Source organism: Dyella terrae, assembly GCF_004322705.1.
Classification (GTDB): domain Bacteria; phylum Pseudomonadota; class Gammaproteobacteria; order Xanthomonadales; family Rhodanobacteraceae; genus Dyella_D; species Dyella_D terrae.
Genome location: NZ_SIZZ01000002.1, coordinates 163,601 through 180,025 on the forward strand (window position 1 = coordinate 163,601; position 16,425 = coordinate 180,025).

Genomic DNA, 16,425 nt, shown 5'->3' on the forward strand with positions numbered 1-16,425 from the left:
CCACTCCATGAAGATCCAGTCACTGCTTCGTTTCCTCATCACCGCCGTGGTTGTCGTGGCCGCCGCATGGCTCGGTCATGCCTTGTGGCGGCATTACATGTACTCGCCGTGGACGCGCGATGGCCGCGTGCGCGCTGAAGTGGTCCGGATCGCACCGGATGTATCCGGTCTGGTCACGCAGGTGGCCGTGATCGACAACCAGCTGGTGAAGAAGGGCGACCTGCTGTTCGCCATCGACCAGCCGCGCTTCAAGTACGCCGTTTCGCAGGCCGAGGCCAATCTCGCCGCTGCCGAAGCGGCCGGACGCGCCGCGGGGGCGAACATCAACGCCGCGCTCGCCAGTGCCGCCGCGCGCAAGGCCGAATTCGACATGGCGTCGACCCAGTCCGAGCGTCGCCAGAAGCTGGGTGATGTGGTGTCGATGGAAGTGCGTACCGACGCCATTTCCGCGGCCAATTCGGCCAAGGCCAACTGGCAGCAGGCCCAGGCCAGCGGCAACCAGGCCAGCGCCGCACGCCAGCAGGCGGAAGCCGCTGTCGAGCAGGCGCAAGTCGCACTCGACCAGGCCAAGCTCAACCTGGAGCGCACCGAAGTACGCGCTCCCGTCGACGGCTACGTCACCAACCTTGACGTGCGCGTGGGTGACTACGCTGCCACCGGCAGCCCGCGCCTCGCTTTGATTGACGCCCACAGCTTCTACATCTACGGCTACTTCGAAGAGACCAAGCTGCCGCACCTGCGCATCGGCGACCCCGTCGACATCCGCCTGATGGCCGGCGGCGTGCACCTGAAAGGCACCATCACCGGCGTCGCCCGCGGCATCACCGATCGCGACAATCCCGCCGGAAGCGACCTCCTCGCCGACGTCAATCCCACCTTCAACTGGGTGCGCCTGGCCCAACGCGTGCCGGTGCGCATCGACATCGACACCAATCACATTCCCGAAGGCACCATCATCGCTGCCGGCATGACGGCGACGATCGTGGTCAGTCCTAACGAGGACGGGCGCAAGCGCACGCCGTGATGCCGGTTTGACGAGGCCGGGGGCGACGCGGGTTACCATGTCGCCCCATGAGCCGCACCTTTCCCTCCCCGCGCGCGCTGGCGCGCCGACTCAATCCGTTCCGTCGTCCGGGTCTGGCCGATCCGGCCGCGCTGCCGGCGTTTGCCGTGCCGGCGGGGCAGGTGCGGGAGCTACAAAGCCCGGAGGCGTTCCGTGCGACCTTGCTCGACCTGATCGCCGGGGCGCAGCAGCGGATCGTGCTGGTCGCGCTGTACCTGCAGGACGACGACGCGGGACGGGAGGTGCTGGAGGCGCTGTACGCGGCCAAGCAGGCGCGACCGTCGCTGGAGGTCGAGGTATATGTCGACTGGCATCGCGCCCGCCGCGGCCTGATCGGCAAGGATCGCAGCGAAGGCAATGCGGCGATGTATCGCGCGTTTGCCGAGCGCCTGGGTCCGGGAGTGACAGTCCGTGGTGTGCCGGTGCAGACGCGCGAGTTGTTCGGCGTGTTGCACCTGAAAGGTTTCATCATCGACGACGCGGTGTTGTACAGCGGCGCCAGCATCAACGATGTGTACCTTGCCGCGCAGCAGCGCTATCGCCTGGATCGCTATCACCTCATTCGCGATGCCGCGCTGGCCGACAGCATGGCCGGGTACGTGCGCACGCAGTTTCGCGACAGCGACGCCGTGCAGGCGCTTGACCGTCGCCCCTTGCCGGTGACCAGGGAATTGCAGCCGGCGATCGTGCGCTTTCGGCAGAACCTGGCCAAAGCGCAGTACGAGGTGCCGGTTGCGTCGCGCGGCGAAGGCGACGTGCTGGTTACTCCTTTGGCCGGCTTCGGTCGCAGCGACAACCTGCTCAACGAAACGCTGCTCGGCCTGTTGCATGGCGCGCGTCGCCGCGTCGTGCTATTCACCCCGTACTTCAATTTGCCGCGTCCGGTGCGCGCGGTGCTGGGCCAGCTACTTCGTCGCGGCGTGCAACTGGACATCATGGTCGGTGACAAAACCGCCAACGACTTCTACATCCCGCCGACGCAGCCGTTTACGCGCATCGGCCTGCTGCCGTATCTCTACGAAGCCAACCTGCGACGCTTCGCACGCCTGCATCAGGCGCAGGTCACGCGCGGTCAGCTCAACCTCTGGCTCTGGCGCCACGGCGATAACAGCTATCACCTCAAGGGCATGCTTATCGATGACGAGGTGGCCGTCCTGACCGGCAATAACCTCAATCCACGCGCATGGGCTTTGGATCTGGAAAACGGCCTGATCCTGCGCGATCCCGAGCACCTGCTCCTGCCACAGCACCTGGCCGAATGGGACCGCCTGCGAGCGCATGCCACCCGCCTGGATGACTATCACTCGCTGGAATCGCCACGCGCGTATCCGGAAGAGGTGCGCAAGCTGCTTCGACGGCTTAGCCGCGTGAGGCTGGACCGCTTGTTGAACCGGTTGCTGTAAAGGGGGGAGTCGCGCCTTTGGCGCAGTGAACGGTGAACAGTAAAGGCAAAGGGCGCGCACGGTTGCCGTTCTTGCTCTTACCTGTTGACCGTTTACCGTTCACAGGGCGCGCAGCGCCCGACCTCACATCGAAGCAAGGCGAGCGAGGCGCAACGTGAGCCACTTCGACACATCCGGCCATTCCCGGTCGAGGATGCTGTAGCAGACCGTGTCGCGGAGCGTGCCGTCGGGGCGGCGCTTGTGCAGTCGCAGGACGCCTTCGCGCACCGCGCCCAGGCGCTCGATCGCCCGCTGCGAATCCTGGTTGCGGCTATCCGTGTGAAATTCCACGGCGACACAGCCCAGCGATTCGAAGGCATGTTGCAGCAGCAGGCGCTTGCAGGCGGTGTTGAGGTGGCTCTTCTGCCAGCGACGGGCGTACCAGGTGTAGCCGATGGCCGCGCGGGCAGGATCGGCGACGATGTCGTAGAAGCGCGTGGTGCCGGCGATCTCGCCCGTCGACTTCTCGCGGACCGCGAACGGCAACATGACGCCGCGGGCCTGGCCGTCCAGAGCGGCCTGGATATAGGTCGCGGCCTGTCCTGGCGCCGGAGCGCTGGTAAACCACAGATGCCACAGTTCGCCGTCGGCTGCCGCGGCCTCCAGGCCGGGCGCGTGTTCGGGGGCGAGTGGTTCCAGGACGACGTAGTCGTCCTCCAGGCGGATCGGGGCGGAGTGGGGCATGGGCTCGTCAGGCGTCCAGGTCGGGAATCAGCCGACTTTCCAGCCGGGCGATGGCGTCCTTGAGCAGGAGCTTGCGCTTCTTCATGCGGGTCAGCTGGAGCTCGTCGCGGCCCGTGGCGCCGGACATCTGCTCGATGGCGGCGTCCAGGTCGCGGTGCTCGATCCGCAATTCGGCCAGCAGATGGGCAATCTCGGCGGGGTCCTGGACCTGCATGGCATTCGTCGGAAGCGGAAGGGTAAGCGTCGAGTGTACCCCCGCCAGACCCCGGGCGGTCAGGTGGCTACAATAGGCGGTCCCTCCGAATGCACCAGCCCCATGTCCGCCCAGATCCGGCCCGAACCCGACGCCACCCGCAAGCAGCAGTACGAAGCCGGCAAGCTGGCCAAGCGGCTGCGCCACCAGGTGGGCCAGGCCATCGCCGACTTCAACATGATCGAAGATGGCGACAAGGTGATGGTGTGCCTGTCCGGCGGCAAGGATTCCTACACTTTGCTCGACGTGCTGCGCTCGCTGCAGGCGAAGGCGCCGGTGCGCTTCGAGCTGATCGCGGTGAACCTGGACCAGAAGCAGCCGGGTTTCCCGGAGCATGTGCTCCCGGAGTACCTCACCGGCCTGGGCGTGCCGTTCCACATCATTGAACAGGACACCTACAGCACCGTCACCCGGGTCATTCCCGAAGGCAAGACGATGTGCAGCCTGTGTTCGCGTCTGCGCCGCGGTGCGCTGTATCACTGGGCGGCCGCCAACGGCATCACCAAGATTGCGCTGGGCCATCATCGCGACGACATCCTGGCCACGTTCTTCCTGAACATGTTTTACCAGGGCAGCCTCAAGGCGATGCCACCGAAGCTGCGTTCGGACGATGGTCGCCATGTAGTCATTCGCCCACTGGCATACTGCCGGGAAGACGATATCGCCGCGTACGCCGAGCAGCGACAATTCCCCATCATTCCGTGCAATCTTTGCGGCTCGCAGGAAAACCTGCAGCGCAAGTCGGTTCGCCGCATGATGGACGAATGGGAAAAGCAGCATCCCGGCCGCAGTGAGACGATCTTCCGCGCGCTGGGTTCGGTCGCACCATCGCAACTGACCGACCGCAACCTGTTCGATTTCGCGTCGCTGGGTTCGCGCGACGGCGCCAACCGCGCCGATGCCCATCGATGGCTTGCCGGTTCGCCGGACGAAGCCTGACCTTTCACCTTTTTGAAGAGCAACCGCCGTGTCCCACTTTGCAAACGTTGAAATGACCCCGGGCGATCCGATCCTGGGCCTCACTGAAGCCTTCGTGGCCGATACGCGTCCGGGCAAGGTCAACCTCGGCGTGGGCATCTATTACGACGAACAGGGCCGCATCCCGCTGATGCGCGCAGTGCGCGAGGTGGAGCAGGCGCTGGCCCTGGAGGCCAAGCCGCGCGGCTACCTGCCGATCGACGGCCTGCCGGCTTACAACCAGGCCACGCAGAAGCTGGTGTTCGGCGCGGATTCGCCGCTGCTGGCCGCCGGCCGCGTGGCGACGTCGCAGACCATTGGTGGCAGCGGCGCGCTGCGCATTGGCGCGGACCTGCTCAAGAAAGTGCTCCCGCAGGCGAAGGTTGCCATCAGCAGCCCGAGCTGGGAAAACCATCGCGTGGTGTTCAACGCGGCCGGTTTCGAAGTGGTGGAATACGCCTATTACGATCCGACCACGCATGGCCTGAACTTCGAAGGCATGCTGGCCGATCTGGGCAAGCTCGAATCGGGCACGGTCGTGCTGCTGCATGCATGCTGCCACAATCCGACGGGCGTGGATCTGACCACGCAGCAGTGGGAGCAGGTGGTGGCGCTGGTGAAGGAGCGCAAGCTGTTCCCCTTCATCGACATGGCCTACCAGGGCTTCGACAAGGGCATCGATGCCGACGCCACGGCCGTGCGCCTGCTTGCCGCCTCGGGCATTGAGTCGTTCGTGGTCGCCAATTCGTATTCGAAGTCGTTCTCGTTGTACGGCGAGCGCGTGGGTGCGTTGTCCGTCGTCGCTGCGACGCGTGACGAAGTGCTGCGCGTGCAGTCGCTGGTCAAGCGCACCATCCGCTCCAACTATTCCAGCCCGGCTACGCATGGCGGCGCGCTGGTGGCGGGCGTGCTCAATAGTGCCGAGCTGCGCACGATGTGGGAGCAGGAGCTGACCGAGATGCGCGAGCGCATCCACGCGATGCGTGCGGGCATGGTCGAAAAGCTCGCCGTCCACGGTGCGCCGCAGTTTGATTTCATCCAGCGCCAGGCGGGTATGTTCTCGTACTCGGGGCTGAGCAAGGCGCAGGTCGATCGCTTGCGCGAGGAATTCGCCATCTATGCGATCGGCACCGGTCGCATCTGCGTGGCAGCGCTCAACACCAACAATCTGGATACGGTGGTCGCCGCAGTCGCTGCGGTCAGTCGCTGATCCAAATCACTCCTGATCGTTGTCCCGGCGCAAGTCGGGACCTGGGCGTTTCGCGCTGTCGATACGCCGGATGCCGGCCTGAGCCGGCATGACAAACCAGCCACGGACAATGCATGTTCTTTCGCAATCTCACGCTGTTCCGCTTTTCCCCTGCTGTTGCCGAAGACCTCCATCGCCTCGATGACGCACTCGCCGACCATCGCCTGCGTTCGTGCGGTCCGCTGGAAATGGGCACGAAGGGCTTCGTGCCGCCGGTGGGTCGCGGCGAAGAAGCGCCGCTGACGCATGCGGTCAACGCTTCCACGCTGGTCACCGTCGGCAGCGAGGACAAGCTGCTGCCGGCCGCCGTCGTCAACGACGAGCTGCATCGCAAGGTGCAGAAGATCGTCGAAGAAGAAGGCCGCAAGGTCGGCGGCCGCGAGCGCAAGCGCATCAAGGAAGACCTCCTCACGGAGCTCCTGCCGCGCGCGTTCGTGCGCAGCTCGCGTTTGTCCGCCTACGTGGACAAGCGTCATGGCTGGCTGGTGCTCGATACCTCGAGCCGCAAGTCGGCCGAAAACGCCCTGACCCAGGTGCGCGAGGCGCTGGGCAGCTTCCCGGCGGTCCCGCTCGCACCGGAAGAAGGTCCGCGCGTACTGATGACCGACTGGCTCGCTACGGGCAATTTGCCGGCCGGTCTTGCCCTGGGCGACGAATGCGAACTGCGCGATCCGGCCAGTGCCACCGGTGCCATCGCACGGTGCCGTCGCCAGGAGCTGGACAGCGAGGAAGTGAAGGAGCATCTGCGCAACGGCAAGCAGGTCTTCCAGCTGGGGCTCACCTTCGACGACCGCATGAGCTTCGTGCTCGGCGAGGACCTCGTCGTGCGCAAGCTGAAATTCCTGGACGTCGTGCTCGATGAGATGGGCGACAGTCACCAGGACGCCGCCGCCGAAATGGATGCACGTTTCGCGCTGCTGACGCTGGAGCTCGAGCGACTGCTTGCCAAGATGGAAGAGTGGTTCGGTCTGCCGCGTCCTGCCGATGCCTGAGGCCAGCAGGTCAGGAAACGAAAACGGCCCCGGATTTCCGGGGCCGTTTTTCTGTGCGCGATGGGCGGCGGGTCAGATCAACTGCTCGGCTTCCAGCTCGCTCTTCAAGTAGGCGTAGTAGATCGGCGCGGCGACCAGGCCAGGCAAGCCGAATGCCGCTTCCATCAGCAGCATCGCCACCAGCAACTCCCAGGCGCGCGAGCGGATCTGCGTGCCGACGATGCGCGCGTTGAGGAAATATTCCAGCTTGTGGATCAGGATCAGGAAGCCTAGCGCGGCCACGCCCACGCCCAGCGACACCGACAGGCCGGCGATGGTGATGGCGGTGTTGGATAGCAGGTTGCCGATGACCGGTAGCAGGCCGACGATGAAGGTGATCACCACCAGGGTCTTGGCCAGCGGAATATGGATACCCATGATTGGCAGCACGCCGAGCAGGAAGATCGCCGTGGCGACCGTGTTGATCAGCGAAATCTTGATCTGCGCGAACACGATGTTGTGAAACGCTTCGGCCAGGCGCAGCGCGCGCAGGCTCAGTGCGGACGCGAGCGGCCCGACCTGATGCGGCGGACGCGTGCGGCTCAGCGCCACGATCGCGCCCAGCACCATGCCGATGATGATGTGCACAAACACGCGGGCGGTTTCCTTGCCCAGTGACTGCAGGCTCACCGAATGCTTGCGCGTCAGCTCCATGGCCATATCGCGCAGGTCGTCCACGCTGTCGGGCAGCCAGCCCACCACCGAGGGCGGCATCTGTTGACGCGCCTTTTCTACCAGCGGCATCAGCTGCTGCTGCCAGAGCAACTCGGGGTTGCCCAGTTCGGTGCGGAAAAAGCTGATCGCGCCCAGGATCAGCAGGGTCAGCAGGCCCACCACGATGGTGCCCAGCAAGGCGACCACGACAATGCGCGCCCGGTCACTTGGCACCCGCTTGCCCAGCAGTGGCGCCGTCGACTGCACGATCTCAAACACCAGCAGGCCCGCGAACAGCGCGGGAAGCAACCGCAGCACCAGCACCGCGATCAGCAGGATGCCCGTCAGGACATAAGTGGCGATGCGAATGGCGAGGCTGTGCTGGCGTGCCTGGATCGGGATGTAGGAGGTCGACATGAAATCTTGCGTTGGCCGGGGAGGGGGCAGTGTGGCAGGGCGCTGCACGCTGGTGAAGTCGCTCGCTGCGCGAGCTGTGAGGCCGCCCGCTGCGCGGGCTGTAAACGGTGAACAGGTAAGAGCGGGTTCCGGTGACTTTGCGTCCTGCTTTTCTCCGTTTACCGTTTACAGCGCCGCAGGCGCGATTTCACAGCCCGCGTAGCGGGCGGCCTCACAGCGCCGTAGGCGCGACCTCACAGGGCGCGCAGCGCCCGGATTCACGCTGTCATAAACTAGGGGCATTCTGTCCGTTTCACCCGCAAGAACAGGGAACTCCATGTCCATTCGATTGCCGGCGACGCTTGTCGCGTTCGCCCTGCTGGCTGGCTGTGCCTCGCAGGCCCCGGTCAAACCTGCTTCCGATGCCTCGGCGCCTGCCGCCCCGGTCGCCGCCAAGTCCGCCGCGCCGGGCGTTGCCGCTGACGACAACCTCAATGCCGTGGCCTGGTCGCAAACGGCGATCGAGCACGACCTGATCTACCTGCAGACCTACCGTGACGCCCAGGCTCGCCTGCTGGCAGCCATGAAGGACAAAAGCTGGGATGCGCTCCCCAAGGACGATCGTCTCGCCCCGGTGGCAGGCCTCAAGCCCGCCATCGTGCTGGATATCGACGAAACCGTGCTGGACAACTCGCCTTACCAGGCACGCCTGATCAAGAGCGGCGGCGAATTCAACGAAGCCGACTGGGCCGCCTGGTGCAACGAGCAGAACGCACGCGCACTGCCGGGCGTGGTCGCGTTTACCCAGTTCGCCGCCAAGCATGGCGTCGAAGTGATCTATATCTCCAATCGCGCCAAGGATCTGGACCAGTCCACGCTGGCAAACCTGCGCAAGGCGGGCCTGCCAGTGTCCGGCCCCCAGTCGTTCCTGGGCCTGGGTACCTTCGTTGAAGACTGCGAGCAGATCGGCACCGAAAAGGGTTGCCGCCGTCAGCTAATCAGTCGCAAATATCGCGTTTTGATGCAGTTTGGTGACCAGATCGGCGATTTTGTCACCGTTCTGGCGAACAACGCCGAAGGTCGCGAGAAGGCCATGAAGCCGTACATGGAGTGGATCGGCACCCGGTGGTTCGTACTGCCTAACCCCACTTATGGCGCCTGGGAGCCGTCGCTGTTCAATAACGACTGGACCGCGCCACGCGACGAGCGTCGTCGCTTGAAGATCAACGCCTTGCGCTTTGATTGATTTGGTCGAAATATGAAAATCAATAACTTACATGATACAATGTAAGGTATTGCTTTAGCTTTCAGGGTGCGGTTAAGATCGCTCCCGCCAACCCTGCTGACCTACAAATTCTGCGGGCAAGGCCATTTCCCTTCCGGCTCTGCCGGATTACCCCGCGAGGCCCAACGCCCGCGGGGTTTTCTTTTGGGGCCTCCTTAACAGGAACACAGGCCCAGTCCCCGCGGCCCTTGTTTCATCGCCACACGCCCGCGTACGCTCCGCCGCTCTCGGCTCCCTGACAGGCGCTCTGTCGCCTACCACCGTGAGACTCGCCCATGCGTCGTGCTTTCCTCCGCCTCGGTTCGATCAGCCTGCTTTGCGTGCTGGCGCTGGCGGCTTGCCACAATAAAGACAAGGACCAGGCGGCCCAGTCCGGTGGCGACACCCCCGTGGAAGCCGTCCAGCAGTCCGTGACCCTGCTCAAGACCGGTGACTTCGCCGGCTTCTGGAAGCACGCCCTGCCACCGGCTGACTATGAAACCTTGCGCACCGACTGGGCCAAGACCCCGCCGGACCAGCCGCCACTGACGGACGAGGACCGGGCCGAATTCAAGGAACACATCAAGGAGCTGACCGAGCCGGGCGCCGAGGACAAGCTCTTCGCCGCCGCCCGCCCCAAGCTCATCGAGTACCAGCAGCAGTACAGCGACCAGCTGCCGCTGATGGTCGGCATCTTCCAGGGCATTGCGCGTGCCGGCATCGAGAAGTCCCAGGACATGAGCTCCACGCAGAAGAAGCAGGTCTCCGACGTGCTTGACGTGCTGGCGCCGTGGGCGCAGCAGACGCCCTGGTTCGATCAGGCGCGCGCCAAACAGGCGATCGGGATCGTCGTGGCGACCGCGCGCAAGCTCGACCTGAAGAGTGCCGACGACATGCGCGCCATGGATTTCGACACGGCCATGCAGAAGTACTCCGTCGGCTTCCTCGGTCTGAAGGAGCTGCTCAACGTCTACGGCCTGTCGGTCGATGCCGCGCTCGATTCGGTCAAGGTCGCCACGGTGGAAACGGGCCCCAACTGGGCGCGCGTGAAGATCGACTACACCTTGCAGGGCAAGCCGATCACGACCGAATCGGTGCTGATCCAGCAGGACGGGCGCTGGTACAGCGAGGACCTGCTGCGCAACGTGCACGACTCCCACGAACGCCTGATGGCGCCGCCGGCGGCCGGTACCTCGGCCGTCGAAGCGGCGACGACGCCCGTCGAAGCCCCGGCCAAAGCCGAGGCGAAAGCACCCGAACCCAAGTCTCCGAAGAAGGGCTGAACATTCGACCCGTTAGAATGGGCGGATGCCGACTATGTCCAACGATTCTCCAAGCCGCAGCCGCGCTCCCTGGTGGTTCAACCTCGCCGGGCAGCTGCTTGAGCCGTGGGTGCGCATCCGCCGCGATCCGGCGGAGCCGGCCACCTTGCTGCAACCGGGTACGCCGGTTTGCTATGTCATCGAGCGCGACGGATTTTCCGACGCGCTGATCCTTGACCGTGCCTGCCGCGAGGCGGGCCTGCCCAGTCCGATGCAGCCGTTGCCCGGCACGCGCCGCAAGCGCTCGGTGTTCGCCCTGGCGCGCCGCGACGGCTGGCTGTTCGGTCGCAGTCGCCAGCGCGCGCCGAACGAGCCGCTCGGCCAACTGGTGCGTTCGCTGGAAGGCGAGCCCGAGCGCGACATCCAGATCGTGCCCGTGTCGATCTACGTCGGTCGTGCACCCACGCGCGAATCCGGCTGGTTCAGCGTGTTGTTCTCGGAAAACTGGGTGGTGGTCGGTCGCTTTCGCCGCCTGTTGGCCGTGATGCTCAATGGCCGCGACACGGTGGTGCATTTCTCCGCGCCGGTGTCACTGCGCCAGGTGATGAGCGAAGGTGGCGACCTGCGGCCTGAGCGCTTCGCCCGCAAGATCGCCCGCGTGCTGCGTACCCACTTCCGCCGCATCCGCGCGGCCGTGATCGGCCCCGATCTGTCGCACCGCCGTACCGTGGTCGACGCCGTGCTCAATGCCGAACCGGTGCGCTCGGCGATTGCCGCCACCGCCGCCAAGGAAAACATCCCGCCCGCCAAGGCCTGGCGTCGCGCGCAGGACATGGCGATGGAAATCGCCGCCGACTACTCCCATCCGGTGGTGCGTTCGGTGTCGTTCCTGCTGTCGAATTTCTGGAACAAGCTGTACGACGGCATCGCCATGCATCACTTCGACAAGGCCCGTGCCGCCGCGCCGGGTCATGAAGTGGTTTACGTGCCCTGCCACCGAAGCCACACGGATTACCTGCTGCTGAGCTACCAGCTGCACCAGGCGGGCGTGGTGGTGCCGCACATCGCGGCCGGCGTGAACCTCAACCTGCCGGGCATCGGCCCGATCCTGCGCCGTGGCGGTGCGTTCTTCCTGCGCCGAAGCTTCAAGGGCAACGCGCTGTATTCCGTGGTGTTCAACGAATACCTCGCGCAGCTGATCGATCGCGGCGTGCCGATCGAATACTTCATCGAAGGCGGCCGCTCGCGCACGGGTCGCCTGCTGGCGCCGCGCGCCGGCATGCTGGCGATGACCGTCCGTGCCTTCCTGCGCGCGCCGCGTCGACCGGTGCTGTTCCAGCCGGTCTACATCGGCTACGAAAAGCTGATGGAAGGCAAGAGCTACATCGGCGAGCTCTCCGGCAAGCCGAAGGAAAAGGAATCGCTGATTGGCCTGCTGCGCGGCCTGAAGGTGCTGCGCCAGCGCTACGGTCACGTCGCGCTCAATTTCGGCGAACCCATCGAGCTCAATCCCATCCTCGATGCCGCCGATGCCCAGTGGCGCGAGAACACGAACGACCCCGATGCCAAGCCCGAGTGGCTCGGTCGCGTGGTCGACGATCTGGCCGAGAAGATCCAGATCAACATCAACCGCGCCGCCGACGTGAACCCGATCAACCTGCTGGCCGTGGCGCTGTTGGCCACGCCCAAGCACGCGATGGCAGAGAACGATCTGCTGGCGCAGCTGGAGTTGATGAAGGCGCTGCTGGAAGAGCTGCCGTACTCCGATCGCATGACCCTCACGCCGATGGATCCGCCAGGCATCATCGCCTATGGCGAGCAGATGGGCTGGATTCGCCGCGTGCGCCATCCGCTGGGCGACGTGCTGGTCACTGAAGACGAACAAGCCGTGTTGCTGAGCTATTTCCGCAACAACGTGCTGCACCTCACCGCCGCTGCGGCGTGGGTGGCCTGCTGCTTCCTCAACAATCGCCGCATGTCGCGCGCGTCGGTGCTGCGACTTGGCAAGGTGATCTACCCCTTCATCCAGGGCGAACTCTTCCTGCCCTGGGATGCCGATGGTTTCGCCATGCAGCTTCAGGCCACCATCGACTTCTTCGTGCGTCGCGGCTTGCTCGAATCCAGCGGCGAAGGTCGCCTGCTGGAGCGCGGCCCGGGTCAGGACGATGGCGCCTTCCAGCTGAAAGTGATCGCGCGCAGCCTGATCCAGGCCTTTGAGCGCTACTACATCACCATCGCCGCGCTGGTGAAGAACGGCCCGCATACGCTCACGGCCGCCGAGCTGGAAAACGCCTGTACCCTCACGGCGCAGCGCCTGAGCCTGCTCAACGAGTTGTCCGCACCGGAATTCTTCGACAAGGCGCTGTTCCGGGGCTTCATCCAGAAGCTGCGTGAGAGTCGCATCGTGTGGACTGATCCGAACGGCAAGCTCGATTACGACGCCAATCTCGAAGTGATGGTGCGCGATGCGCGCGTGATCCTGGCGCGTGAAGTGCGCCATTCGATCCTCAAGATCACGCCCGGTGGCGACGACAAGGAAGCCACGCCAGCCGCCGAGGCCGCGCCTGTCGCCACACCGCCGCCGGCGTCCGTCGAGGAAACACCCGTGCAGCCGTCCTTGCTGCCGCCGGATGCCTCCAGCGACGATCTGCATGCTCGCCACGTGGCCACCGAACACCACGAGCACGCCCATGAGCCGGTGCGCACGGTCGATGACAAGGCCCCCACCGACGTCGAACCGCGTTCCTGACGCGGCTCGGCCACCCTTTTCACCAGGCCTGACCGGCCACTGCGGTACCATGCGCCCATGAGCGATCAGTCCAAAACCACCCATTTCGGCTTCCGTGACGTTCCCGTGGGCGACAAGCAGAAGCTCGTCGGCCAGGTGTTCACCTCGGTGGCGCGCAATTACGACCTGATGAACGACCTGATGTCGTTCGGCGTGCATCGCCTGTGGAAGCGCCATTTCGTCGCCATCAGCGGCGTGCGCAAGGGTGATCGCGTGCTCGACCTGGCCGGTGGCACGGGCGATATCGCCGCGCTGCTCAAGCCGGTCGTCGGCGCCGATGGCGAGGTGGTCGTGGGTGACATCAACGCCGCCATGCTGGGTGTCGGGCGCGATCGCCTGACCGATCGCGGCCTGGTGTCCGGTCTGCGCTGGGCGCAGATGAACGCCGAATGCCTGCCGTTCCCCGATAACAGCTTCGACGCAGTGACCATGGCGTTCGGCCTGCGCAACGTCACCGACAAGGACAAGGCGCTGGCCGATATCTGCCGCGTGCTCAAGCCGGGCGGCCGTGCGTTGATCCTCGAGTTTTCGCGGGTGCAGAGCGAAGCTTTCAGCAAGCTCTACGACTTCCATTCGTTCAAGATCCTGCCAAAGCTTGGCCAGCTGTTCGCCGGTGACGCCGACAGCTACCAGTACCTGGCCGAGTCCATCCGCAAGCATCCGGATCAGGAAACGCTCAAGGGCATGATGGCGCGCGCCGGCTTCGGCAAGGTGGAAGTGCGCAACCTCACCAACGGCGTGGTGGCCATACACAAGGGTTACAAGATTTAACCTGCCTGCTTGAGATGCCGCGGCCCGCATCGGGTGGCATTTCCTCGCGCAGGATCTCGAGGTTGTCGAACTGCAGGCAGATCCGTTCGCCTGGACCGTTCTCCCGGCTTTGGGGCGAGTAAATGCCCCATTTGACGTATTCGGCATTCGAGTCCGGCGAACCAAAAGGACCCCGATACGCGAGCACGAGTTTGCCGTTCATTCGAACGACGACGCCGTGCGCGCCCCGCACCCGATGCAGCGCTACCTCGAATTGCTGGAAGTCAGCGTTTGCGCCCATCCGCTCGCTGTTGAGCCAGTGAAGGTCGATGTTTTTCCTGAGCTCGCGTGGTTTCCCGTCGAAGCGAGGCGCGACCTGGTTGATGGTCGCAAAGATCCTTCCCTCTGAAGTGATTTTCAGCGCGACCGCAGGCTTGCTGCATCCATGGCCGAAAGCTCTCTTGAGTTCGCCGCCACATTCCTTGATCTGCATGAAAATCGTCGGTGGCCCCTGGCGTGGCGGTTGGGAAAACCGCACGTCCAGGCGATAGGTTGTCCGGGTGTCGTCGGAGCGGATGATCGGTATCGGGTTGAGCGCACCTTCGCTGCGATAGCTACCCGGTCGGGGGTGGACGCATGTCTGCATGGCACTGTTGTCGCGGGACGGGCCAACGCGTACGCCACCGATGAGCCGGGCACGTCGCGCCTCCCGCAGCGCCTCAGGCCGGCAGCCTTCGGGCGCATGGCGCGTCATCGTTGCGCTATCGACGCTGACACACATGAGCTTTGGCGGTTCGTCGAAATCAATCCGCACACGGTCCAGTGTGCGCAACGGAAGCGCATGGACGACTTCAAGAATGCTTGATTCCCAATCCGCGGGGGGAAAGGGCGGCTGGCTGTCAGGGGCCGCACGCGCCATCCGCTGTACAGCCGTCGCCGTGTCTTGCTTGTCCTGCGCTTGCCAAACTTTCAAGGCGCCGAACGCGGGAAGCTCATTGGTAGCGGCCTTGAACGCTGCTTCAAGCCTGTCGCTTTGGACATCTGCGTAGGTGGCACGGGGGTTCCCAAGGCCGGCAATGGCCTGCTGCGCGAACAATGCTTTGGTCAGGAGTTGAGGGAAGTGCATGCAAATGCCTGACACAGCGTGCGTTTGGTGAAAAGGAGTACCAGCTTGCACTCATCGCCGTCGCCTCGCTTCTGGATTTCGGGCGGATGTCCCTTGATCCCCCTGCCATTCATGCCGCACGATCCGGAAAATGCCATGGGGAAGGCCACATGAATCGCAGTGCTTCGCAGCTCGAACGCCTCACATTCTTTTCGGACGCGGTGTTCGCCATCGCCATCACGTTGCTGATCATCGAGGTGCACGTACCGCACCTGAGCGGCACCGACGATGCGGCGTTCTGGCAGGCCCTGCGCGAGCTGCAGCCGAGCTTCATGGGCTTCATGCTGAGTTTTCTGGTGATTGGTGCGCTGTGGGTGGCGCACCATCGCGTGTTCGGCATGCTGGAGAACTACAACCCCAAATTCGTGTGGCCGAACATGTTGCTGCTGATGGTGGTGGCCTTCATGCCCTTCGCCACGGCGTTCATGGCCAGCAATCCGCTGGCACGGGTGCCCGAGCTGTTCTATTCAGGCGCGTTGCTGACGGCCGGCCTGCTGCAGCGATGGCTGTTCTCGATGGTCTTGCGACCGGAGTACGTTCACGCCGACGTTCCTGCCGAAGACATCATCGCCACGCGCTGGCGCGCCTGGGGCCTGCCGACGGCAACCGCGCTGTCCCTGATCGCGGCCTGGTTCGCGCCGGGCTACAACAACTTCCTCCTGATCGGCATTCCGTTCCTCGTGCGGCTGTTCGCGTCGCTGGGCCGGCGCCGCGCCCAGCGGGTGCAGGCCGTGGCAAGCGGAGCCTGAGGGACGCCCCATGCGCGCCGGGCTGCGCTGGTACGCCATGCTCTTTGCCCTCCTGGGCGGGGGGAGCTGGCTGCTGCAGGCCTGGCTCGCCATCAATGTGGCCCATGAAGGCGGTCAGTCGACGCTGTCGGGGGTCTGGACCTTTTTGGGCTACTTCACCGTCCTGACGAACGCGGCGGTGGTGGTGGCCCTCGCATCGTCCGTGCTGGGCCCGGTTGGCCCCTGCACGCGATGGTTTGGACGCGCCGGGGTTCATTCGGCGCTGGCGATGAGCATCATCGTCGTGGGGGCCATCTACAACCTGCTGCTGCGGCAACTGTGGCATCCGCATGGCTTGCAGATCTTCGCTGATGTCGTGCTGCACGACGTCATGCCGGTCGCCTTCGTGCTGTGGTGGTGGCTGGGGGTGCCCAAGATGTCGCTGCGATGGGCCGATGTCGTGCGCTGGCAGGTTTATCCGGCAGCGTACTTCGCCTACGTGCTGATCCGCGGGGCATGGGACAACGGGTACCCCTATCCCTTCCTGGACGTACCGACCCTGGGTTACGGTTGGGTGCTGCTGGACGCGATCGGCGTGCTGCTGGTCTTCATGGCGGTGGCGGCCATCCTGATCGCTCTGGCGCGCTGGCAGGTGAGTCGTGAGGCCGGTGTGTCACGCGCCTGACGTCGCCTGCGCCCAGGATGCATAATTCGCGCGCCCTGGCGGGCCGGGAGAATT

The 16,425-nt window shown here is 64.7% G+C and carries 15 protein-coding genes; 11 read left to right on the plus strand and 4 right to left on the minus strand.

Annotated features, from left to right (window positions below):
* The first annotated feature begins 7 nt into the window (after nucleotides 1–7).
* Together EYV96_RS11630 and pssA are read left to right on the plus strand one after the other, a co-directional pair.
* Entirely contained in the window at nucleotides 8–1,024 is a 1,017-nt protein-coding gene (locus EYV96_RS11630; protein ID WP_131151727.1) for an HlyD family secretion protein, read from the plus strand.
* A gap of 47 nt (nucleotides 1,025–1,071) precedes the next feature.
* Nucleotides 1,072–2,466 (plus strand): CDP-diacylglycerol--serine O-phosphatidyltransferase, encoded by a 1,395-nt coding sequence (gene pssA / locus EYV96_RS11635; RefSeq protein ID WP_131151728.1) that lies wholly within the window; start codon nucleotides 1,072–1,074, stop codon nucleotides 2,464–2,466.
* 123 nt (nucleotides 2,467–2,589) lie between these two features.
* Here the strand turns inward: pssA and EYV96_RS11640 are convergent, their stop codons facing one another.
* Together EYV96_RS11640 and EYV96_RS11645 are read right to left on the minus strand one after the other, a co-directional pair.
* The gene (locus tag EYV96_RS11640; RefSeq protein WP_131151729.1) at nucleotides 2,590–3,189 is read right to left on the minus strand and encodes a GNAT family N-acetyltransferase; all 600 of its coding nucleotides are present in this window, start codon (nucleotides 3,187–3,189) and stop codon (nucleotides 2,590–2,592) included.
* A 7-nt stretch (nucleotides 3,190–3,196) separates the two neighbouring features.
* Nucleotides 3,197–3,403 (minus strand): YdcH family protein, encoded by a 207-nt coding sequence (locus EYV96_RS11645; protein ID WP_131151730.1) that lies wholly within the window; start codon nucleotides 3,401–3,403, stop codon nucleotides 3,197–3,199.
* A 102-nt stretch (nucleotides 3,404–3,505) separates the two neighbouring features.
* Between EYV96_RS11645 and ttcA the strand changes: the two genes are divergently transcribed.
* The 3 genes from ttcA (at nucleotide 3,506) to EYV96_RS11660 (ending at nucleotide 6,640) form a co-directional block, all read left to right on the plus strand.
* The gene (gene ttcA / locus EYV96_RS11650; RefSeq protein ID WP_131151731.1) at nucleotides 3,506–4,381 is read left to right on the plus strand and encodes a tRNA 2-thiocytidine(32) synthetase TtcA; all 876 of its coding nucleotides are present in this window, start codon (nucleotides 3,506–3,508) and stop codon (nucleotides 4,379–4,381) included.
* Between the two features lie 28 nt (nucleotides 4,382–4,409).
* Nucleotides 4,410–5,609: an amino acid aminotransferase gene (locus EYV96_RS11655; protein WP_131151732.1), complete on the plus strand. Its 1,200-nt coding sequence runs from the start codon at nucleotides 4,410–4,412 to the stop codon at nucleotides 5,607–5,609.
* A gap of 113 nt (nucleotides 5,610–5,722) precedes the next feature.
* The gene (locus EYV96_RS11660; protein WP_131151733.1) at nucleotides 5,723–6,640 is read left to right on the plus strand and encodes a recombination-associated protein RdgC; all 918 of its coding nucleotides are present in this window, start codon (nucleotides 5,723–5,725) and stop codon (nucleotides 6,638–6,640) included.
* A gap of 72 nt (nucleotides 6,641–6,712) precedes the next feature.
* Here the strand turns inward: EYV96_RS11660 and EYV96_RS11665 are convergent, their stop codons facing one another.
* A complete protein-coding gene (locus tag EYV96_RS11665; RefSeq protein WP_131151734.1) occupies nucleotides 6,713–7,750 on the minus strand; it encodes an AI-2E family transporter in 1,038 nt (345 codons plus the stop codon).
* A gap of 316 nt (nucleotides 7,751–8,066) precedes the next feature.
* Here EYV96_RS11665 and EYV96_RS11670 point away from each other — a divergent pair, with 316 nt between their 5' ends.
* The 4 genes from EYV96_RS11670 to ubiE all read left to right on the plus strand — a co-directional run bounded on the left by EYV96_RS11670 (nucleotide 8,067) and on the right by ubiE (nucleotide 13,814).
* A complete protein-coding gene (locus EYV96_RS11670; protein WP_131151735.1) occupies nucleotides 8,067–8,975 on the plus strand; it encodes a 5'-nucleotidase, lipoprotein e(P4) family in 909 nt (302 codons plus the stop codon).
* 314 nt (nucleotides 8,976–9,289) lie between these two features.
* Complete coding sequence (locus tag EYV96_RS11675) at nucleotides 9,290–10,276, plus strand: hypothetical protein (protein ID WP_131151736.1); 987 nt, start codon at nucleotides 9,290–9,292, stop codon at nucleotides 10,274–10,276.
* A gap of 25 nt (nucleotides 10,277–10,301) precedes the next feature.
* The gene (gene plsB, locus EYV96_RS11680; RefSeq protein ID WP_131151737.1) at nucleotides 10,302–13,004 is read left to right on the plus strand and encodes a glycerol-3-phosphate 1-O-acyltransferase PlsB; all 2,703 of its coding nucleotides are present in this window, start codon (nucleotides 10,302–10,304) and stop codon (nucleotides 13,002–13,004) included.
* Nucleotides 13,005–13,061: 57 nt separating this feature from the next.
* Nucleotides 13,062–13,814, plus strand: a complete 753-nt coding sequence (gene ubiE / locus EYV96_RS11685; RefSeq protein WP_131151738.1) for a bifunctional demethylmenaquinone methyltransferase/2-methoxy-6-polyprenyl-1,4-benzoquinol methylase UbiE — start codon at nucleotides 13,062–13,064, stop codon at nucleotides 13,812–13,814.
* Here ubiE and EYV96_RS11690 read toward each other — a convergent pair.
* Complete coding sequence (locus EYV96_RS11690; RefSeq protein WP_131151739.1) at nucleotides 13,771–14,919, minus strand: hypothetical protein; 1,149 nt, start codon at nucleotides 14,917–14,919, stop codon at nucleotides 13,771–13,773. The two genes, ubiE and EYV96_RS11690, sit on opposite strands and share 44 nt — an antisense overlap.
* Nucleotides 14,920–15,068: 149 nt before the next feature.
* Between EYV96_RS11690 and EYV96_RS11695 the strand changes: the two genes are divergently transcribed.
* A complete protein-coding gene (locus EYV96_RS11695; protein WP_165488670.1) occupies nucleotides 15,069–15,707 on the plus strand; it encodes a TMEM175 family protein in 639 nt (212 codons plus the stop codon).
* Nucleotides 15,708–15,717: 10 nt separating this feature from the next.
* On the plus strand, nucleotides 15,718–16,371 hold the full coding sequence (locus tag EYV96_RS11700; protein WP_131151741.1) for a Pr6Pr family membrane protein: 654 nt from the start codon (nucleotides 15,718–15,720) through the stop codon (nucleotides 16,369–16,371).
* The last annotated feature ends 54 nt before the right edge of the window (nucleotides 16,372–16,425 follow it).